This is a genomic window from Stenotrophomonas sp. STK16_22, from assembly GCF_051984505.1.
GTDB classification, from domain to species: domain Bacteria; phylum Pseudomonadota; class Gammaproteobacteria; order Xanthomonadales; family Xanthomonadaceae; genus Stenotrophomonas; species Stenotrophomonas maltophilia_A.
In genome coordinates, this window is the sequence record NZ_CP196972.1 from 4,144,852 (window position 1) to 4,165,164 (window position 20,313).

17 protein-coding genes are annotated in these 20,313 nt (G+C 66.7%); 8 read left to right on the forward strand and 9 right to left on the reverse strand.

Annotated elements, in window-relative coordinates; translation table 11 throughout:
- The first annotated feature begins 112 nt into the window (after positions 1 to 112).
- Positions 113 to 499: a DUF2628 domain-containing protein gene (locus ACSYAO_RS19165; RefSeq protein ID WP_049423770.1), complete on the forward strand. Its 387-nt coding sequence runs from the start codon at positions 113 to 115 to the stop codon at positions 497 to 499.
- Between the two features lie 95 nt (positions 500 to 594).
- Here the strand turns inward: ACSYAO_RS19165 and ACSYAO_RS19170 are convergent, their stop codons facing one another.
- The 3 genes from ACSYAO_RS19170 to ACSYAO_RS19180 form a co-directional block, all read right to left on the reverse strand.
- Positions 595 to 3,126, reverse strand: a complete 2,532-nt coding sequence (locus ACSYAO_RS19170) for a methyl-accepting chemotaxis protein (RefSeq protein ID WP_032128587.1) — start codon at positions 3,124 to 3,126, stop codon at positions 595 to 597.
- A gap of 210 nt (positions 3,127 to 3,336) precedes the next feature.
- Positions 3,337 to 4,230: an NAD-dependent epimerase/dehydratase family protein gene (locus ACSYAO_RS19175; protein ID WP_049462001.1), complete on the reverse strand. Its 894-nt coding sequence runs from the start codon at positions 4,228 to 4,230 to the stop codon at positions 3,337 to 3,339.
- 98 nt (positions 4,231 to 4,328) lie between these two features.
- Positions 4,329 to 5,240, reverse strand: a complete 912-nt coding sequence (locus tag ACSYAO_RS19180; RefSeq protein WP_049462000.1) for a S41 family peptidase — start codon at positions 5,238 to 5,240, stop codon at positions 4,329 to 4,331.
- 50 nt (positions 5,241 to 5,290) lie between these two features.
- Here ACSYAO_RS19180 and ACSYAO_RS19185 point away from each other — a divergent pair, with 50 nt between their 5' ends.
- Entirely contained in the window at positions 5,291 to 5,755 is a 465-nt protein-coding gene (locus ACSYAO_RS19185; protein ID WP_049423760.1) for a MarR family winged helix-turn-helix transcriptional regulator, read from the forward strand.
- A 5-nt stretch (positions 5,756 to 5,760) separates the two neighbouring features.
- Here ACSYAO_RS19185 and ACSYAO_RS19190 read toward each other — a convergent pair whose 3' ends face one another.
- The gene (locus ACSYAO_RS19190) at positions 5,761 to 7,245 is read right to left on the reverse strand and encodes a DUF4434 domain-containing protein (protein ID WP_049461999.1); all 1,485 of its coding nucleotides are present in this window, start codon (positions 7,243 to 7,245) and stop codon (positions 5,761 to 5,763) included.
- Positions 7,246 to 7,452: 207 nt separating this feature from the next.
- Between ACSYAO_RS19190 and ACSYAO_RS19195 the strand changes: the two genes are divergently transcribed.
- The 3 genes from ACSYAO_RS19195 to ACSYAO_RS19205 all read left to right on the forward strand — a co-directional run bounded on the left by ACSYAO_RS19195 (position 7,453) and on the right by ACSYAO_RS19205 (position 9,817).
- The gene (locus ACSYAO_RS19195; protein WP_049461998.1) at positions 7,453 to 8,709 is read left to right on the forward strand and encodes a M24 family metallopeptidase; all 1,257 of its coding nucleotides are present in this window, start codon (positions 7,453 to 7,455) and stop codon (positions 8,707 to 8,709) included.
- On the forward strand, positions 8,702 to 9,376 hold the full coding sequence (locus ACSYAO_RS19200) for a CerR family C-terminal domain-containing protein (protein ID WP_049461997.1): 675 nt from the start codon (positions 8,702 to 8,704) through the stop codon (positions 9,374 to 9,376). Before ACSYAO_RS19195 ends, ACSYAO_RS19200 begins: the two co-directional genes overlap by 8 nt.
- A 135-nt stretch (positions 9,377 to 9,511) precedes the next feature.
- Positions 9,512 to 9,817, forward strand: coding sequence for a KGG domain-containing protein (locus tag ACSYAO_RS19205; protein ID WP_032128582.1), 306 nt, complete (start codon positions 9,512 to 9,514; stop codon positions 9,815 to 9,817).
- A gap of 10 nt (positions 9,818 to 9,827) precedes the next feature.
- On the opposite strand, the gene ACSYAO_RS19210 is transcribed toward ACSYAO_RS19205, so the two are convergent.
- Entirely contained in the window at positions 9,828 to 11,300 is a 1,473-nt protein-coding gene (locus ACSYAO_RS19210) for an MFS transporter (protein WP_049461996.1), read from the reverse strand.
- Positions 11,301 to 11,426: 126 nt separating this feature from the next.
- Between ACSYAO_RS19210 and ACSYAO_RS19215 the strand changes: the two genes are divergently transcribed.
- Positions 11,427 to 12,047 carry a TetR/AcrR family transcriptional regulator gene (locus ACSYAO_RS19215; protein ID WP_049461995.1) on the forward strand — a complete coding sequence of 207 codons (621 nt, stop codon included), beginning with the start codon at positions 11,427 to 11,429 and terminating at the stop codon, positions 12,045 to 12,047.
- A 15-nt stretch (positions 12,048 to 12,062) separates the two neighbouring features.
- On the opposite strand, the gene ACSYAO_RS19220 is transcribed toward ACSYAO_RS19215, so the two are convergent.
- Positions 12,063 to 12,413, reverse strand: coding sequence for a VOC family protein (locus ACSYAO_RS19220; RefSeq protein WP_032128579.1), 351 nt, complete (start codon positions 12,411 to 12,413; stop codon positions 12,063 to 12,065).
- Between the two features lie 124 nt (positions 12,414 to 12,537).
- Positions 12,538 to 12,738 carry a hypothetical protein gene (locus ACSYAO_RS19225; protein WP_049462007.1) on the reverse strand — a complete coding sequence of 67 codons (201 nt, stop codon included), beginning with the start codon at positions 12,736 to 12,738 and terminating at the stop codon, positions 12,538 to 12,540.
- A gap of 188 nt (positions 12,739 to 12,926) precedes the next feature.
- On the opposite strand from ACSYAO_RS19225, the gene ACSYAO_RS19230 reads away from it, so the two are divergent.
- Entirely contained in the window at positions 12,927 to 16,283 is a 3,357-nt protein-coding gene (locus ACSYAO_RS19230; protein ID WP_149908692.1) for an autotransporter domain-containing protein, read from the forward strand.
- A 66-nt stretch (positions 16,284 to 16,349) separates the two neighbouring features.
- Here the strand turns inward: ACSYAO_RS19230 and cml are convergent, their stop codons facing one another.
- Together cml and ACSYAO_RS19240 are read right to left on the reverse strand one after the other, a co-directional pair.
- Positions 16,350 to 17,537 carry a CmlA/FloR family chloramphenicol efflux MFS transporter gene (gene cml / locus ACSYAO_RS19235; protein ID WP_049461993.1) on the reverse strand — a complete coding sequence of 396 codons (1,188 nt, stop codon included), beginning with the start codon at positions 17,535 to 17,537 and terminating at the stop codon, positions 16,350 to 16,352.
- Positions 17,538 to 17,735: 198 nt separating this feature from the next.
- A complete protein-coding gene (locus ACSYAO_RS19240) occupies positions 17,736 to 18,641 on the reverse strand; it encodes a LysR family transcriptional regulator (RefSeq protein WP_032128595.1) in 906 nt (301 codons plus the stop codon).
- A gap of 107 nt (positions 18,642 to 18,748) precedes the next feature.
- On the opposite strand from ACSYAO_RS19240, the gene ACSYAO_RS19245 reads away from it, so the two are divergent.
- A complete protein-coding gene (locus ACSYAO_RS19245; protein ID WP_049461992.1) occupies positions 18,749 to 20,239 on the forward strand; it encodes an MFS transporter in 1,491 nt (496 codons plus the stop codon).
- Positions 20,240 to 20,313: the final 74 nt, after the last annotated feature.

Here is a 20,313-nt window from a genome sequence, read left to right on the forward strand (position 1 = left end):
CGCCGCAGGCCTGCACATGCCGGGCGCGTCACATTTTTGACGGTTGAGGGTAGTTTCCTGAACCGTCGGCCCCGTATCATGTAACCGTTTTCCTACAAGGACGTAATCGTCAATGAACACCGTCGACCTCTCCCGCTTCAGCCCGAAGTGGCAGTTCCGCTTCAATTTCTTCCAGCAGCACGGCGCTCCGAAGGAGCCGCGCTTCAAGGAAGCCTGGAAGGCGCTGTCCTTCGGCGACCGCCTCAAGATCAACATCAACTTCTTCGCCTTCTTCTTCGGCTTCATCTACCTGTTCATTCTGGGCATGTGGCGCAAGGCGCTGGTGGTGATCGGCATCGGCCTCGTGCTGGGCATCGTGTCCCTGTTCCTGCCGGACATCATCGCGCGCCCGCTGTTCATCGCCATGAACTTCCTGGTTGCCGCCAGCACCAACTACAGCTACTACCTGGAGCAGGTGAAGGGCAAAGCCAGCTGGAATCCCTTCGAAGGCATGTTCTGACGCGATGCTGCCGCCGCACTCCGGCCTGGCATAGCATCAAGCAGAAATGAAGACGCCCGGCCTTGGCCGGGCGTCTTCATGTGCGCGCAACAGGATCAGGCCGCGCGGCGGACCGTAGCCACCGGCTCGGCCTGCAGGCGGAAGCGCGAGACCGCCACCGCCAGCTGCTCGGCCTGTTCTTCCATTGCGCGCGCAGCGGCACTGGCCTCTTCCACCAGCGCGGCGTTCTGCTGGGTGGTCTCGTCCATCTGCACCACGGTCTGGTTGACCTGCTCGATGCCCGCCGACTGCTCGCGCGAGGCTGCCGAGATCTCGGCCATGATCTCGTTCACTCGGCCGACCTGGCCGACGATTTCCTGCATGGTGCGGCCCGCGCCGTGCACCAGCTGCGCACCGGCACCGACCTGCGCCACCGAGGCGTCGATCAGCTCCTTGATCTCCTTGGCCGCGCCTGCCGAGCGCTGGGCCAGCGCACGCACTTCGCTGGCGACCACGGCGAATCCGCGGCCCTGTTCGCCGGCACGCGCCGCTTCCACCGCCGCGTTCAACGCCAGGATGTTGGTCTGGAACGCGATGCCATCGATTACCGAAATGATCTCGGCAATGCGCTGCGAGGAGGCCTCGATCTGTTCCATGGTCTGCACCACCTGGCTGACCACCTGCCCGCCTTCGCTGGCCACGCCCGCTGCGGAGCCGGCCAGGGTGTTGGCCTGCAGCGCGTGGTCGGCATTCTGGCGCACCGTGGAGGTCAGCTCTTCCATCGAGGCCGCGGTCTCTTCCAGGTTCGCCGCCTGCTGCTCGGTGCGGCGCGACAGGTCACTGTTGCCGGCGGCAATCTCACCCGCCGCCAGGCGGATGCTGGCCGCCGACTGCTGGATCTGGCCAACGATCTGGGTCAGCTGCTGCACGGTGCTGTTGGCATCGTCGCGCATCACCGCGAACACGCCGTGGAAGTCGCCCTGCATGCGCGCGCTGAGGTCGCCTGCGGCAATCGCGCGCAGCAGCGTCGACAGCTCGGCCAGGTTGTGGTCGCTGACCTGCATCATGGTGTTGAGGGTTTCCACCATGCGGCGGAAGTCGTGGTCGAAACGCAGCGTGTCGCCGCGCACCGCAAAATCGCCGGCGGCGGCGGCAGCGGCCAGCTGCTGGATCTGATCGTTGATCGCCGCCAGGTTGCTCTTGGTAGTGGCCATTGCAGCGGTGAACACCGCCTTCTCGCCCGGCAGCGCTTCCATGTCCACGCTCAGGTCACCCACCGCATAGCGCTGCATCACGTCGACCAGGCGCTGGGTGACGGCGTTGCTGGAGGCCACCAGCTGGTTGCTGTCAGCCACCATCCGGCCGTACTCACCCGGGAACGCCGAGGCGTCCATGCGGTAGCTGATTTCACCGGCGTCATGGCGACGCGCCATTTCCGCCTGCGCCGCCATCACCGACTGCAGCTGCCCCCGCATGCCCTGCATCGCGTCCAGCAGGCGGCCCACTTCGTCGTTGCTGCGTGCCGGCAGGGTGCTGTCCAGCTTGCCCGCGGCGACATCGCCGGCCACGCGCACGGCTTCGGCCAGTGGGCGGATCGCCAACCGGCGCAGCAGCACATAGACACCGGCACTCAGCGTCAGCGCGGCCACCACACCAACCAGCAGGGTCAGCCACAGCAGCTGGCGCGCCTCGGCCACGATCACCGCGTGCGGCATCACCACACCCAGTGCAAAGCGCTGCGGCGCATCGCCCACACGCAGCGGCACGTATACGCGCACGTTGCCGGCGGCATCCGGAGTGAAGGCTTCGAACCGGCGGTCGGCGGCGATGTCTGCCAGCATGCTGCGGGTCAATGCGTCGCCTCGTGGCTTGCCGATTTCGGCGGCATTGGCCGAGGCCAGCACCACGCCATTCGGCGAGAGCAGTTCGACGCGCCCGGCGCCCATCGGCTTGAGCGTGGCCAGGTGCTTCTGCAGCGCCGCCAGCGAGAAGTCCACAGTAAATACACCGAGGAACCGGCCGTTTTCGATGATCGGCGTGCTCAGCGTGCTCATCAGCACCTGCTGGCCACCGATGTCGTAGGCGTAGGGCTCGCTTACCTTCGCCAGCTTGTCGCGGCTGGGCACCATGTACCAGTCACCGGAGCCACTGGCCGTCTCGGTGTAGTCGGTCATCGTCGACTGCTGCGGCTTGCCATCGTGCCAGGCCCAGTAGCTCATGTAACGACCGGTGGCATCGTGCGCTTCAGTGTTGACGAACTCGGCATCCTTGCCATCGAAGGCGTCGGCCTCCCACATGGTGCTCTTGCCCAGCCACTCGGGGTGGGTGCGCAGCTGCTCGCCCAGCACGGCAGCCAGGCTGGCACGGTCCGGAACATCGCCGCGCGCGCGCTGGGCGAGCACGGCCTCGACCATGGCGTCGTTGCTGGCAAAGGCGGTGCCCAGATCGGCCGCGACCTGGCGGGCTTCGGCGGTGGCTTCGCTGGCCATGGTCTGGCGCGAGGCGTCGATCAGGCTGGCGCTGGCCTGGCGGTAGATCAGGAACGCAGTCAGGCCGAAGCACAGCAGCGCGATCGCAGCGGTGCCCAGCATCAGCTTGTGGGCGATGCTGCCCGGGCGGCGGGCAGCGGCGGAACGGGGAGAAGGCATGGAAGGATCCGCAAGGCAGTTCAGGACGACCGGCACCGCGAGGGCACCGCGCAGGTGCGCGATCCGTCGCGCAGGCCACCGGCCGCCGGGACACGCCCGGCGCTGGAAGCGCACCGGGTTAGCGGCCGCCTGCGAACGAGGTTGAGGCGGTCCATCTGCACATTCCTGAACCTGCTCAGGGTCGGGTCAGGAACCCGCCCGGCTGCCGCCCTATTCGGCCACGCGGTCCTTGATCCATTCCGCCCGCGGCAGCACCTCGATGCTGCCAACCGCGTACTGCTGCAGCACGTCGTCCGGGCCGAAGCGCGGCTGCCAGCCCAATGTGCGGCGCATCAGTGCACTGTCGTAGACGCGGTCAATGCTCAGCGGCAGCGGCCAGCCACGGCGCTCGAACTCGGCCAGCAACTGCGGGGCGCGGCGGGCCAGCACCCTGCACGGCTGGGTCGCCAGTTCCAGGCAATCCTCGCGCAGGAACGGCGTCGGTGCGCAGGCAATGTAGCGTGCGAAGGCAGCGCCCTCATCGTGCAGCAGCGCGGCATGTGCGCTGGCCACGTCGCGCGCGTCGATGCCGCGGTGCAGGCGGAACATCGCCATCCGCTCCGGTGGCTCGGGGAAACAGCGGGCCATGCGCAGCACGCGCACGCTGAAGCCCGGCGCCGCAGCGGCTTCAGCCAACGCCTCGGCCTGCAGCTTGCTGCGATGGTAGATGGTGCGTGGCAGCGGCTCGGTATCTTCATCGATCCAGCGGCAACCGCCCGCCACCACCGCATGGCCATACAGCGCCGTGGTGCTGGTCAGCACGAAGCGGCGTGCACCGGCCTCGCGGGCAGCCTGCAACAGGTGTGCGGTCGCCTCCACATTGATCTGCTGGAATACCGCATCCGGCACCAGGCCGACATGGGGTGCGTGCAGGGCGGCGGTATGGATCACCGCGTCGACGCCCTGCACTGCCCGCTTCACGGCCTGACGATCGGTGACATCGGCAATGATGCGGGTGGTGGCGAATGGGCTGCGATCCAGCCCCACCACTTCGTGGGCCGCCGCCAGCGCGCCGAAGATCGCACGCCCGATCCGCCCGGAACTGCCGGTCAACAGAATCTTCATTGAGTCCATTCACTCGAAGCGCCCGGGAACTACCGGGATGCATCGATTCTAGGCACGCTGCATGTCGTCTGCGATAGGGCGCGGTTGCAATTGTGCGTTCATTCTGGCGATGCCGATCGGGCCAGCAGCTGGCGGGCGACGAACAGCGGATCGTCACCGCCTGCTGCATCAGGCGTGACGCCGGTGCGTTCCCAGTTGGTTCCGGTACGGAGGTTGATCGGCTGCCGGTCGGGAATGCTGATCTGATAGCCATCCGGCAGCAGCACAGGATCATCGAACATATGTGCCGCACCGCCACTTCGACTACCAACGACACGTGCCCGCCCCTGCGCCTGCAGCGAGTACGCGACGAATTCGGCGGCCGACCCGGTGCGGCGGTCGATCAGAACCACCAGCGGCTTCAGGTACAGCCCCAGGCTCGCCGGTGGCAACGGTACCGGACTGCGCTGGCCACGGCGTTGCAGTGACTGCACCTGGGTGATCTCCGCCGCCAGCAGGGTCCGCACCAGCAGGTCCGCACTGCCGTCATCGCCACCACCGTTCTGGCGCAGGTCCAGCACCAGGCCATCGGTGTCGGCCAGCAGGGTGAAGGCAGCAGCCAGCTTCGGCCGGGCCAGATCGAGCGGATAGAAGGTGCTCAGGCGCAGGTAACCGATGTTGCCTTCCAGCACCCGCACCTCGCGCACGCCCGCACCATTGCTGCGCGCATCCGCGCGCCAGGCCATCAGCCAGTCGTCCTGGCCGGCGCGGGCATCCACCCGCTCGACATGGAAGTGGCCATCGAACACGTCCAGATCCTGGTTCAAGCGTGCGCTGAACGCCTTGGGGTCCGCGCAGCTGTCCACATAGCGCTGCTGGGTGGACCAGCCGCGAACGGCCTCAGCAATGTGCGCGCCTTCGGCCACGTCCAGGTACTGCGCCTGTATCGCCGTGGCCGCCGCCTGCAGCACCGCGTCCTGGGCCGGGCAGGACGCCGCCAGCAGCGCGCCCAGCATCCACGAAACTGCCATGACCGCACCCCACGTTGATGATATGTAAGCTCTTATATATCATCGCCACCATGGATCTCCAACATGCCACCCTGGGAACACTGCTGCGGGCCCTGCTCGACCAGCTGGACCCGGCGGTCGAGCAGGCCTACCGCGACCTGAAGCTGGACTACCGGCCGCGCTACACCCCGGTGCTGCGCACGCTGATGGCGCAGGGACCCTGCCGCATCAAGGATCTCGCACTGGCCTGCGGGCTCAGCCATTCGGCGCTCAGCCAGACGGTTTCAGCAATGGTGCGCGACGGCTGGCTGCACGCTGCGGTCGGTGAAGACAGCCGCGAGCGCATCCTGCAGCTGAGCCCGCGCGCGTTGCAGGCGTTGCCGGCGCTGCAGGCGCAGTGGCAGGCCACGGCACGCGCGGCGCGCAGCCTCGATGCCGATCTTGGACAGTCATTGGAGCAGGTGCTGCGCGAGGCACTGCAGGCGCTTGAACAGCGGCCGTTCGCGCAGCGACTGCGTGGCACGCCCCAACGCTGAGGCGCTTACTGCTCGGCCGCCATCTCGATTTCACTGAGGAACGTCCAGCTGCCATTGGCCAACCGCAGCTCCAGCGTACGGCACTGCGCGGCCAGCGGCGCGGCGTTGCCCAGCACGTATTCCTCTTCGGTCGAACCGCTCAGTCCGGCCTGGGGGAATGGCGCCGACAGCACACCGATCTTCACCGCAGCGGCGCCCGGCTCGGCACACATCACCTCCACAGCTGTCGGCGTGACGATGCCCCACGCCGGGCGGGTCATCGTATGCAGGCCGATCCAGTCCACCCGCCGGCGCTGGCCCAGGTCGATGGTGATGCTGGCGTTGCCATGCACGCCTACCCAGCCGGCATCCATCGGGTTGCGCGGATCCCCCACCCGGCGATCGAACAGTTCATGCCCGGTGCTGTCGGGATAGTTTGCATCCGGCGCCACGCTGTAGCTGTAGGTGGTCTGCACCGGATCGACACTGTAGGACGCACCGAGCCCATACAGCCCGCGATAGGTGTTCATCAACCGCGGAGATTCGGCATAGCCCTGGCCGGGGCCGACCACCTCGGACATGTGGTACTGGTTGAGCCAGGCAACGCGCTTGCCGGCCGAACGCGCGCTCCACAACTGCTGGTTGATGCGCTGCACTGACGCGGAGCGATAGGCACCGGACAATCCGTTGCCGGTTCCCAGGAACAAGGGACTGCCATGGTTGAACAGTTCGATGTCGGCCCACAGGCCGCTGGCCCCCAGCGCCGCCGACAGCGCCTCGTAATACGCCTCGGTGGAATGACCTGGGCGATCCCACTGGAACAGGCGTGCATGCGAGGCGGCGCCGATGCCGTCCTGCCAGATCTGCACATCCACGCCGGTGGCCGTACGGAACTGTGCAGCAGCCCGGCCCACACTGGCCGGACCCACGCTGGATGACGCCAGGTAGGGGGCCACCATCACCGGCCGCGCGGGTGTACTGCCTTTGAGCGCCGTCACGATCGCACGGTAGAACGGCGCGCGATCAGCCGGCACCTGTGCTGGCTCGTCGGTGATGTACCAGCCCGCGAACGCCGGATGCGATCCGTACTGTTGGCCCAGCTGGGCCAGCGACTGCGCCGCATCCTGTGCCACGGCCGTTGCGTTCTGCCCCTGCCAGAAGGTGGCGCACTGCCCCGAGCTGTAGGTGGTGCCGACCACGACCTTCATGCCGCGCGCGGCCGCCGCATCGAGCACGGTGCCGAGCTTGCCGGGAAAGCCGGCAATCCATTCGAAATCCTGCACGCCGCTGGCGCAGCCCACGCCGGCACGGATGGCACGCACCTGACCGAGGATGATCGTGTCGTTGCCCAGGTCCTGCAGTTCATCCAGGAACAGCGGCAACTGCGCGGCCGGCAGTTGTTCGTCGCTGCCCGAGTAGCCAACGTGGACGAAGCTGCCGGACAACAGAGGGCTGGCTGCGTGGACGGGAGCGGTACAGGCCAGCACTGCGATCAGTCCAATCCTGTTCATGTTCTACGTCCCTGTCGTGGCCAGGCGAGTGGCGTTGTTGCGCATCCTATCAACAGCAACGGTGGCCCCATCACGATCATCGACAACGCTGCGCAATCGCCGACTTCAGCTGCCCCCGCAGCAGCGCACGTGCAATGCCGATTCAAGCGGTTGATTCATTCAACTGCGTGATCGAGCCTGCGCGCTCCTTCCCCTGGAATACTCCTCATGCGCACGCCGCCCGCACCGCTCAGCCTGATGGAACGCGACCGCCGCTGGGCCCTGGCCCGCGACCTCATGGCCAGTGAACGCCTCGATGCCCTGGTTGTGCATGGCGACCGGGAAGCCGCCGCACCGGCCGGGTTCTCGCCGGACTGCTACTTCACCAATGACCGGCCCGGCTCGATCGTGGTGTTCGTCGGCGACCAGCCGCCACGGGTGTTCACCTTTGCCTCGCTGATGATTGCCGACCACCTGCAGGCCTGCCTGCGCGGCGACCTGCAGTGGATCGCACCCGAACAGCTGTGGGTTGGAAAATCCGGTCTGGAGGTTGGCCGCTGGCTGCAGCAATGTGGCCTGCACACGGCACGTATCGGCGTGCTGGGGCTGGAGCCCTATCCACCGTTCTACTTCGACGGCGCGATGCCCGCGCGCACCCTGCAGGGCATGCAGGCGGCGGTGCCGAACGCGGAATTCGTACCGGTATATCGTGCGTTCTTCCAGCGCGCCTCGGTAAAGAGCCAGGAGGAACTGGCGCTGATTGCGCATGCCGCCTGGATCGGTGAATCCATGAGCGAGGCGCTGCGTGCCACTGCTCGCCCCGGTGTTTCGGAAGCCGAACTGGTTGCCGCAGTGACCGCCGCCTGTTTCTCGCTGGGGGGCTATACCGCCGAGGTGTTGCTCGGCTCGGGTCCCGAGTATGTGGGCTGGGGACCACCCGCCTGGCAGTATCGTGCGCAGCCGCCGCGCATTCTGCGCGATGGTGACCTGGTGCTGTCGGAGATCTTCGCACTGTACGGGCTGATGGAAACCCAGCATCAGGCCGCGGTTGCCATTGGCGAGGTGCACGACGACATCCATCGCGCCGCTGCCGTCGCCCGCAGCAGCTACGAAGCAGGCCTGTCCGCACTGCGCGTGGGCAATACCTTCGGCGATGTCGTCGACGCGATGGAAGCGCCCCTGCTGGAGGCGGGCGGCTGGCACGTGCATCCGTTGGTCCACAGCCTCAACCCCTATGGACCGATTGGCTTCGGCCGTGCACCGGGCATCGAAGCGCTGCCGGAGGCCGCGCGCTATGCGCACATCGCGCCGCTGCCGACTGTCGGGCGCGAACTGCCCCTGCAGGCCGGCATGTGCTTCGCCTTCGAACCGAACTGTGCATTCGGCCGGCACATGGCCAACATCGGCGGTACGGTCATCGTCGGCGCGGAAGCGGGTACCGCGCTCAATGAAAACTCGACATGGCTGATGCAGGCCGATGCCTGAGTTCATCGCCCATCTGCAGACACCGGCACGGCGGCGCGCGGCCGAGACGCGCAGCGGGCAGACCCGAGCCCGACTGCTGCACGCGGGGCTGCAGCTGTTCAGCGCGTTCGGCGTGGAGGGTGTGCGTACCCGCCAGCTGGTGGACATGGCCGGCTGCAGCCAGTCAGCCATTCCCTATCACTTCGGTGGCAAGCAGGAACTGTATGCCGCCGTACTGCAGCGCTGCGCTCAAGCCATTGCCGAGCGATTGCCGCTGCCGGCAACGCCACCCAGCGGCGCGCGGCAGGCCGCGCAGCAGCTGCAGCAGTTGATGCGGGCATTCGTCCATGCCTTGCTGTCGGCGCCGGATGCGGGTCCACGCACGCTGCTGTTGGCGCGCGAACAGATCCAACCGACGGCGGCGTTCGCCAGTGCCCACCGTACGCTGTTCGAACCCCTGCACACCACGTTGGCCGCGTGCGTAGCGTGCCTGCGCGGCAGCGAACCATCCAGCGCCGAGACGGTGCTGCGTACCCACGCACTGCTCGGCCAAGCGATCGTCTTCGCCGTCTCCCACGGAGCTCTGCAGGCGCGACTGAACCAGGGAGCTCCCTTGGCAGACGTAGAGACGATCGGGTCGGTGGTCAGTGGCATGGCACTGGCGGCAGCGAAGGCAGCGCCCGCCTGAATGGCTGCCTGATCAGCCCCGTGCGCAGGGCGCGTGAAAACCAGGGCCAAGATGGCGACCTGGACTTAGCGTGCGATGGCCAAGCATGGATGCCGTCGTCTACGAAGGCGACCCCCATACCGCAGGAGATTTCACATGACTGAGCAGAACCCGCGCAGCTCCAACCGGGGTTTCGCATCAATGGACCAGGAAAAGCAGCGCGCGATCGCGGCCAAGGGCGGGCGCGCCGCACATGCCTCCGGCAACGCGCATGAATTCAGTCCGGCCGAGGCACGTGTCGCAGGCCGCAAGGGCGGCGAGGCGATCAGCCGCAACCGCCAGCACATGGCCGAGATCGGTCGTGAAGGTGGACACGCTCGCCACGCCAATGCGCGCCAGCAGCAACAACAGCCTCAGGAGATCGAACGCACGGCAGCGGGTCCGCAACGCCAGCAGGGCTGAATGCAGCGCGTCAGGCCGGAGCGCGCTGCCGATACAGCCCGAGCGCCGCAAGCAGGGCCAGCGCACCGGCCACAGCCATCGCCCATCCGAAACCACTGGCCATCGCACTGCGATACCACGTCAGCATCTGCGGCGTGGCGTGCATCGAGCCCGGTTGCAGGATCAGTTCGCGCGCCTGTGCCGCCAGCTCCCGCTGCCCGGCCGCCTGCGCGGACGCGGCGAACTGCTGCACGGCGCGCTGGCCCATCAGGCTGCCCAGCAGCGCGATGCCCAGGCTCATGCCTGCCTGACGTAACGCGTTCATCGTGGCTGAGGCGATACCCGCGCGCTCGACCGGCGCGCTGGCCATGACCGCCATGCCGGTCGCCGGCACTGCCAGCCCCATTCCAATGCCAAGCAGCACCAGCACAGCACTGGAACAAGCGTGCGAAGTAGCCGGTTCGAACGTGGCCATCGCGCACAGCGCCACCCCAGCCAGGGCGTAGCCCAGCACCAGCGCGGCGTGCAGCCCGAGGTGGGCGACCAGACGCCCGAACAACAGCGAGACGGCACCCATCAACAGGAACTGCGGGGCCAACTGGGAGCCTGCCAGCGCAGCGTTGTGCCCCTGCGCCTGCTGGAAGAACAGCGACAGGAAGAACAGGCTGGCATAGGCAGTGAAGCCCAGGACGAACGAGGCCAGGTTGAACATGCCGAAGCGGCGGTCGGCAAACAGGTCCAGCGGCAGCAATGGGCGTGCCACCCGGCGTTCGACGATGCCGAACAGGATCAACCCGGCAGCTGCCACGCCCAGCGCCAGCAGCGTCACCGGGGCAAGCAGGCCATGCGCGCCGATCGCGATCAGGCCATAGCTCAGCGCACCCAGCGCGACGATGCTGAGCAGCTGCCCGGCAGGGTCCAGCGCAGCGTGCTGCGGATGCCGCCGCTCCGGAATTCCCCAGGCGCCCAGCGCCAGTGCGAGCAGGCCCAACGGCAGGTTGATCAGGAAGATGCTGGGCCATCCGACGCGCTGTACCAGCACGCCGCCCAGCAGCGGGCCAAGCACCAGGGCCAGCGCACTGAACGCCGACCAGCCACCGATCGCACGCGCACGTTGGCGCGCATCGGGAAACGCGTGGCTGAGGATCGGCATTGCGGCGGGAATCAACAAGGCGCCGGCGATGCCCTGCACTGCACGCCCGGCTACCAGGGTCGCAAGATTGCCGGCACAGGCGCACAGCAGCGACCCCAGCGTGAAGGTGGCGACGCTGAGCAGCCACATCCGCCGATGACCGTAACGGTCCCCAAGCGGCCCCGCCGACAGCATCAACGCCGACAGCGCGATTGCATACGCATTGATCACCCACTGCAGGCCGGCCATGTCGGTATTCAACGCCTGCTGCAGGGTCGGCAGGGCGACGTTGACGATGCTGATGTCCAGCGAGGCGAGGAATGTGCCGAGGTAGGCCGCCAGCACCAGGGCCGGCCGCTGGAAACGTCGCATGTACGGTTCCCGGGGGAAGGATGTGTACGCATCGTAGCCACTGACTGACCGTCGGTCAATGACTGACGGTCAGTCGGTGCCACAGGCCAGCTAGAATGGCTCCCGTCGCACCCGGATCCCTCCCACATGCAGACCCCAGCTGTCGCCAGGCCTCGCACCAAACCTGCGGAAACCCGCCAGGAAGAACTGATGGACGCCGCGCAGGCGCTGTTCCTGTCAAAGGGAGTGGATGCCACAACCATCAGCGACATCGTCGCCGCAGCGGACGTTGCCAAGGGCACCTTCTATACCTACTTCGCCTCGCGCACCGAGATTCTGCAGGCGCTGGCGCAGCGCTATACCCAGCGTTTCATGGAAGGCGTCGACCACGCCGTGCAGCGCTACCCGGCCAGCGATGGCGTAGCACGCCTGCGCGCCTGGATCCGCGCCAACATCGAACTTTATGTGCGCACCCATGCACTGCACGACGTGGTGTACGCCAACCATCATCACCACCAGCGTGGCAATGCCGAACGCAATGCGATCCAGCAGCAACTGCTGGGCATCCTCGAAGCAGGCAATGCCGCAGCTCTGTGGCAGCTTCCAGCGCCCAAAGTCACCGCCTCGTTGATCTATGCCGGCGTGCACGGCGCCACCGACGACCTGATCGCCACACCCGCACAGAATGCCGATGCCTTCATCGCCGCCGTGGTGGATGATTGCCTGCGCATGGTCGGCGTGCCACCGACCAGTGCCAAACGGCGCTGACAGACTTTCTGCCGCTCAGGTGTGGGCAAGGATGTTCAACAACCGCCCGAACGGGTCACGGACGAAGAAGCGGCGCACGCCCCAGGGCTCATCGGCCGGGCCATATTCCAGCGGGATGCCGGCCGCGCGCATGCGCTCCAGTACCTGTTGCAGATTGTCGACTTCTATCGACAGATCCGGCACCGCCGTGCCGGATCCCCCTTCAGTGGCAAAGCTGACCTGCGCCAGCGCGCTGCCCTCGCCGCCATGGGTGACGATCCAGCCGTGGTCCATCACCACCGGCATGCCCAGCAGCTCGCCATAGAACGCTGCAGCACGCGCAGGGTCAGGCGTGGCGATGTTGGCGACGACACGTTTGACGGCCATGTGCGGCGGCTCCGATGCGATTCCCCATCCTCGCCGCTGCGTGCATGGCCTGCAAGCGGGCGGCGCTGAAACAGAAGAGCCCCGTCAGGGACGGGGCTCGTCATCAATCCTGCATTGCCACTGCTTACACAGCGCCGCAGCGATCCATGATGCAACGATCGTATTCGTACTGGCATTCCATCGCATCACCGCCACCGGACAGACACGCCTGGTAAGCCTTCCAACAGGGAAGATCGCATGGCGGAATCGGCCCAGCCACAGCAACCGAACCGCTGCAGGCCAAGGCGAACACCGCACCCGCGATCATTTTCCTGAAAGTACGCATCGACATCACTCCTTGATAAGCCTGGTGAGCCCAGGCCGGGCCACGGTAGCGAGGCCTCCGGGAGATGGAGTGAACGCCCGTGTCACGGAACATTAACCTGTTCATTAAATTTCCTTCACACCACTGGGGGGGATCGGCGCGCTGCGGGGTTAACGGCCTTGTTGTCCGTCAATCAAGGAAGTTGTCCGATGAATCACCCGCTGCACGGCCGTTCGTCCCACTCCCGTTCTCCCCTGCACAGCCGCCTCGCGCTGGCGGTCACCAGCACATTGCTGCTTGCCAGCACGTTGCCCGCCATGGCCAACGACTCATTCGAGGTCTGGCAACAACAGCGCCAGTTGCAGGCGGCCTGGGCGCAACCAGGCGTCGGCGCGTCCGCAGCACCGACGGCCACCACGCCAGCGGCGGCCAACACGTCCGTTCTCGGCAACCCCGGCGATGCAGCCAGTTGGCGCAGCGATGAATTCAACGCTGACTGGGGGCTGGGTGCGATGGGGGCCGATTACGCCTATGCACGTGGACTGACCGGCCAGGGCGTACGTCTTGCCCTGTTCGATTCGGGCTCGGCACTGGCCCATCAGGAATTTGCGGGGCGCAATACGTCCAGCATCACCATCGGCGCGGACTGCGCCACGCCAGGCGTGGTGGCCGGTACCGGTGCCTGCGAACAAACCCGTGGCGAGCAGCCAGGCTACAACTACTACGGCCTTGGCCCCGGCGTTCCCGCCGCACTGGCCGCACGCCTGATCGCGGCAGGCCAGCCCTATGGCTTCAGCTACGCCGACCACGGCACCCACGTGCTGGGTACCATCGGTGCCAACCGCGATGGCAAAGGCATGCATGGCGTAGCATTCGGTTCGAACCTGACCGCAGCCCGTGTGTTTGGTGATACCTACTATGAGTGGCGCCTGGATCCGGACAACTTCTATCGTCCGCGCGCGCTATATCGCACCGATCCCGATGACACCGCTACCTTGGATATGTATGCGCAGATCCAGGCGCAGGGCGTGCGCGCCATCAACCACAGCTGGGGTATCTCTACCCGCAACATGACTGCTGCCGCGCTGGATGCACAGTATGCAGCGATCGGTGACGGCTACGGCGTGTATGGCAGCATCTACGCCAACGATGGCGATGCCCCCTCCTCCACCCTCATCCAGGTGTGGTCGGCTGGTAACGGCAGTGGCGCCGTCGCCGGAATCACGGCCGCCATGCCGCGCTGGAAGCCGGAACTTGAACCGTACTGGCTGGCCGTGGCCAACGTCCGCCGGCCCAACGCTGCTGCGGGCGAAACCGACTACGTGATCGATGGCAGTTCCAGCATCTGCGGCGTTGCCGCCAACTGGTGCATCTCGGCACCGGGCACCGACATCCTGAGCACCATTGTGTCCGGTGATATCCAGGGTCGCGTCGAGAACACTTCCGCCTATGTCCGCCTGATCATCGACAGCGAGAGCACCCAGTACGTCTATGGCACCAAGACGGGCACGTCGATGGCGGCGCCACACATCACCGGCGCGCTCGGCCTGCTGATGGAGCGCTTCCCCTATCTGGACAACGCCCAGGTCCGCGACGTGTTGCTGACCACCGCACGCGACCTGGGTGCAGCAGGCATCGATCCGATCTACGGCTGGGGCATGGTCGACCTGCGCAAGGCCATCGAAGGCTACGGCTCGCTGCGCGTGGACACCAACGTGGTAATGAACCAGAAGGCCGGTGGCCTGAAGGTGTGGGAAGGCGATGCCTGGGATGACTGGACCAACGACATCGGCGGCCCCGGCAAGCTGACCAAGTCCGGCATCGGCTGGCTGCGCCTGAGTGGTGGCAACACCTTCAACGGCGCAGTACTGCAGGACGGCACGCTGGAATTGAACGGCACCAACACACTCACGTCAGCGGTCGAAGTCCAGGGTGGCCAGTTCCTGCTCAACGGTTCGCTGGTCTCCACCGCCCTGAACACCACCGGAGGCGTGAGCACGGTCAGCAGCAGCGGCCTGCTGAAGGACAGCAACCTGACGGTCAACGGTGGCGTGGTGTCCTTCAACGGCACGCAGACCGGCGGCACCACCACGGTCGGTGCCAACGGCCTGCTGAAGGGCATCGGCACGCTGGGCAACACCCGTGTGGACGGCATCATCGCGCCCGGCAATTCGATCGGCACGCTGACCATCAACGGCAACTACGTGCAGGGCGCAACCGGCGTCTATGCCGCCGAACTTGCCCCGGGCGGCCGCAGTGACCAGTTGCACGTAACCGGCACCGCCACTCTCGGCGGCACCCTGGTCGCACTGCCGGAGCCGGGTACCTACTACCTCGGCGAGCAGTTCAATTTCATCCGCGCCGACGGCGGTGTCAGCGGCCAGTTCGCGAAAACCGACTTCAGCGCGTTCTCGCCGTTCCTGCAGTTCAGCCTGGCCTACGGCGCCAATGGCACCCGCATCGACGTGACCCGGGGTGCCTCGCTCGCCAGCGCCGCCACCACGCCGAACCAGCGTGCGGCCGCGGCGGTGGCCGATGGACTGGCGATCAACCAGGGCCTGCCCAAGCCGCTGACCCAACTGTTCCCGCAACAGGTGGGTGGCGTGCTCGATGGCCTCAGCGGCGAGCTGCATCCGGCCACGGCGCTGGCCCTGCTCGAGGGCAGCCGCTATGTGCGCGATGCCGCACTGTCACGTCGTGCCGGTGCCACCGCACCCGGTGCCGATGCGGGTGATGCCACCGGCGCCTGGGTGCAGGCACTGGGCGGCAACAGCAAGCTGGATGGCAACAGCAACACCGCGCGCACCGACGCCAACAGCAACGGCCTGCTGGTCGGCATCGACCGCGAGTTCGGTGGCTGGCAGATCGGCGTGCTGGCCGGTACAGGCCGCACCGACGTGAAGCAGCAGGAGCGTCGTGCCAAGTCGAAGATCGACAACACGCACTTCGGCGCCTATGCCAGCCACACCTGGGGCGGCTTCGGCCTGCGTGGTGGCGTGGCATGGAGCCGCAACGAAGTGAAGAGCACGCGTGATGTTGCCTTCGCCGGCTTCAGCGACAGCCTCAGCGCGCGCTACAACGCACGTACGCGCCAGGCCTTCATCGAAGCGGGCTACCGCTTCGGCAATGCGGAAGGCGGACTGGAGCCGTACCTGCAGGTCGCCCGCGTGGAAGTGGACCTGAAGCAGATCAACGAGCGTGGCGGCGCGGCCGCACTGCACGGCAAGGTGGACGACACCGGCACCACCATCGCCACCGCTGGCCTGCGCTTCGACAAGGGCCTGAAGGCCTCGTTCCAGCAGGACAGCTGGCTGCACCTGCGCGGTGGCGTGGGCTATCGCCGCGCCTCTGGCGACCGCAGCCAGGTGGCCAACCTGGCTTTCGCCAACAGCAGCAGCACCTTCGCGGTCGAGGGCGCACCAATTGCCGACAACGCCATGGTGGCCGAGCTGGGCCTGTCGGCATGGCTGACCCCGCGGCAGCAGCTGGAGCTGGGCTACAGCGGCCAGTTCGGCAGTGAAAGCCGCGACCATGGCGCCACCGCACGCTGGTCTGTGCGCTTCTAAACACGTGCTCTCTTGACGGGTTGGGGCGGCCTTGCGGCCGCCCCCTTTTTTGCCCGCCACCCAGCGTTATGCGCGATGCCGCAGCGCGGCGGCACCTGCCAGGCTGGCAAGTGGCAACAGCAACCCATAGGCCACCAGCGGCCACACGGTATCGCCGGGCAGCACGAGGGTAACCAGCGTGCCGATGCCTGCCACGATCAGGCTCTGCACGGCGTAGTACAGGGCCACCGCCGTACCTGACGCATCGGCGAAATCACGCAGCGCGCCGCTTGCAGCCACCGAAACCACCATCACCAGCCCCACCGCGATGCCCCACATGGGCAGCACCACTCCGACGAACGAGGGAGGCCACGCTGCGGCCAACGCCATCAGCAGTACGCCGGCCACCATCACCCACAGGCCACGCAGGAAGGTACCGCGCGCGTTCCAGCGGGCAATGCACACGTTCGCCATCCGCGCCGTGACGATCATCACCAGCGCCACCGTGGCGAAGGCCAGGCTGAACGACAGCGGCGAGTACTGCATGCGCCCGACCAGCAGCCGGGGCGCGACCGAGAAGAACACGAAGAACGTGCCCATGCCCGCACTGAAGCCCAGCGTGTAGACCCAGAACGCGCCGCTGCCGAGGATGCGTCGTAGCGCGGGTCGCGACGCGTCCCGGCACTGCGGGCGGGTTTCCTGCCAATGCCGTACCGCGCGCATGCCGGCGATCATGCCCAGTACGCCGAGCAGAACGAAGATCGCGCGCCAGCCGAAGGCGCCTGCCAGCAGCGCGCCGAGGATCGGTCCCAGCGCCGGCACGAAGGCCAGCATCGAGGCAAACAGCCCGTACAGCGACGCGCCTTCGGCTGTATCAGCATACACATCACGCACCGTGGCAAAGGTCGCCACCAGTGCCGCCGACGCTCCCACCGCCTGCACGCCTCGCCAGGCCAGGAATGCTGCGCCGCTGCTGGACATGGCCAGCGCGAACGACGAAAGCGCGAACAGCAACGCCCCCAGCAACAGGACCGGCCGCCGCCCGATGCGGTCGGACAACGGGCCGAACAGCAACTGGCCGAGGCCAAGTACCAGCAGGTAGATGCTCAAGGTGAGCTGCACCAGCGTCGGTGATGTCTGCAATGCCTGCGGCATCATCGGCACCACAGGAAGATAGATGTCCATGGCCAGCGAGGCCAGGAGGTCGAACGGCGCCATCAGCACAATGGCCGATGGCAGCGGGTGGGCCCAACGCGGGGCCTGTCGATTGAACATGGGGAGTCTCCGCCCAGAGTGAATCCGGCGGTGATCCATCCAATTCGCGTGCATCGCAGGGATGATCACCGCAACAACGTCTGCATCGTTGTTGCGGCTCAGCGAACTGTCTGCGGACCGTTCCCGTTGTTCATGGTGTCCATCGAATGCGAATGCAGGTGGCACCAGTGTAGCAATCGTCCACCTGCCGCGCGGCGCTCAGGCCAGGGGCAACATGTCGATGCGCCTGCACGGTGTCTCCTTCACCTGCTCGATCAGCCGCCGCACCACTGGCGAAGTCTCTGCCCGCCGGTACTGCACAGCGATGGTCGAGACGATGGTGGGGCCCGCCAGTGGCAGATAGATCATTCCGGGCAGCACCAGCGTGCGTTGCAGTACCGATGGCACGATCGCCACCGAACCAACGCCGACCGACACCTCGGCCAACACCGCCGCCAGATGCCCGGGCTGGGAACGGATACGTGGAATGAACCCGCCGCGGCGCCCGACTTCCATTGCGCCCACCGGCTGCTCCGGCATGACGAAACCCTCCCGGGCCAATGACGCCGGCTGCACCGGCGACCGGGCCTGCGCCAGCGGATGGGTTTCCGGCAGGGCCACGCAGAACTGGTCTTCGACCAGGGTGTGTTCGCCGAAACTGTCGGGCACATCCATCGGAGGCCGGCAGAACACCACATCCACCCGTCCTTCCTGCAGCAGCTGCGGGAGCTCGCCCATCGGCCATTCGCTCACCTGCAGTTCCACGCCCGGGTAGCGGCTGCGGAACCGGCTGAGCTGATCCTGCAATGCTCCGGCATACAGCGCCGAGCCGACGTAACCGATCTCGATCTTGCCGATCTCACCCCGCCCCGCGCGCCGGCCCAGGGTTTCAGCCTGTTCGAACCGGCGCAGCACATCGCGGGCTTCCGCCAGGAACACCTCGCCTGCCGAGGTCAGCAGCACCTCGCGCCGGCCGCGGTCGAACAGGCGCGTGCCAAGCCGACGCTCGATGTCCTGGATCTGCACGCTCAGCGTGGGAGTGGCAATTCCCAGGCGCAGGGCCGCACGACCGAAGTGCAGCTCCTCGGCCAGGGTGACGAAGTACTCCAGGTGACGGCGTTCCATGGGCGGCATTTCGTTAGGTTCAAGCTAACGTAACCAGAAAACACCGAGAATGAAACAAACACCGATCATTGATGGAATGGCCGTCCTCCCCTTCCTGCGAGTGACCGGTGCCGCCCTCTCCTCCCCCTTCGCCTGCACGGCACACGCTGCCTGACTCGGTCCTGCTGGTGGCCTCGCTGGGCTGCACGATGACCGTGCTGGAGACCAATGCCGTCGCGGTCGCATTGCCCAGCATCGCACGTGACCTGCACGCCGGATTCGCGGATATCGAGTGGGTGATCAGTGCCTACATCCTGTCCTTCACCTCACTTCTGCTGCCCGCCGGTGCGGTCGCCGACCGCTACGGCCGCCGCCGGGTGCTGCTGATCGGCATCAGCCTGTTCGCCCTCACCTCTCTGCTCTGCGCACTGGCGCCCGGTGCTGCCCTGCTCTACCTGGCGCGGGCTCTGCAGGGCATTGGTGCAGCCTTTCTGCTGGCACCCTCGCTGTCGATCATCGGCCACACGTACCACGAGGGGGCCGCCAAGGACACCGCATGGGCGTTCTGGGGCACAGCCATGGGCGTGATGATGGTGCTCTCACCGCTGATCGGCGGCGTGCTGTCCGCACTCTGGGGCTGGCGCGCGGTGTTCGTCGCGATCCTGCCGTTCCTGGGCCTGCTCGGCTACGGCACGCTGCGCTGGATACCCGAGTCGTCAGACAGCGTGGTCCGCCCGCTCGATCCACCCGGCATCATCACGTTCAGCGCTGCCATCTTCGGCATCGTGTTCTTCCTGGTGGAAGGACTGGCAGAAGGATGGACATCGGCCCCGGCGCTGATTGGGCTGGGCCTGGCCGTCATCATGGCTGTTGCCTTCGTCATCGTTGAACGGGCACGGTCACATCCCATGGTCGATCTCGGGCTGCTGGCCAGTCCGCGTTTCGTCGGCGCACTCATTGCCATGGTCGGCTATTCGGTCAGCGCACAGGTGATGGCATCGATGCTGCCGCAGTACCTGCAGAACGGCATCGACCTGAGCGTACTGGCTGCCGGTGCTGGCATGCTTCCGTTCGCTGCGGCGATGCTGCTGTTTCCCAGCGTGGGCCGGCGGCTCGGTCGTCATCTGACCAGTCCGGCGGTGCTGGCGATCGGGTTGTCGGTCACCGCCGCGGGCAATGCCGTGGCCGGACTGGCCGCGTGGCAGCACCTGCCGTGGCTGGCACTCGTCGCAATGGTGGTGATCGGTGCCGGCGGCGGCATCCTCAATGGCGAGACATCCAAAGCCATCATCGGCGCGGCACCGCGCGAGCGCGCCGGCATGGCCTCCGGCATCAGCGCGACCACGCGCTTTGTCGGCATCCTGCTCGGATTCACCGTACTGTCCAGTGCCTTGAGCCTGGGCATCCGCAGCGCACTGTCCGCGGCGGTTCCCGCGCGCAACGTACTGCCCATGGCCGATGCGATCGCTACCGGCACCTTCGCCGATGCGCGCACCGCCGCCTTCGCACAGGCGATCTACAGCCATGGATTTGCCAGTGCACTGTGGACGTCGGCCATCGCCGCGCTGCTGGCCAGCCTTGCGGTGTTGCTGCTGGGCCGTAGCACCACGCGGCGATGATGTTGGAGCGCTGGTTGCAAAGATGGCCGGGGCAGCCACGCTGCCCCGACCGTGGCGGCCCCGGGGAGAAGGCC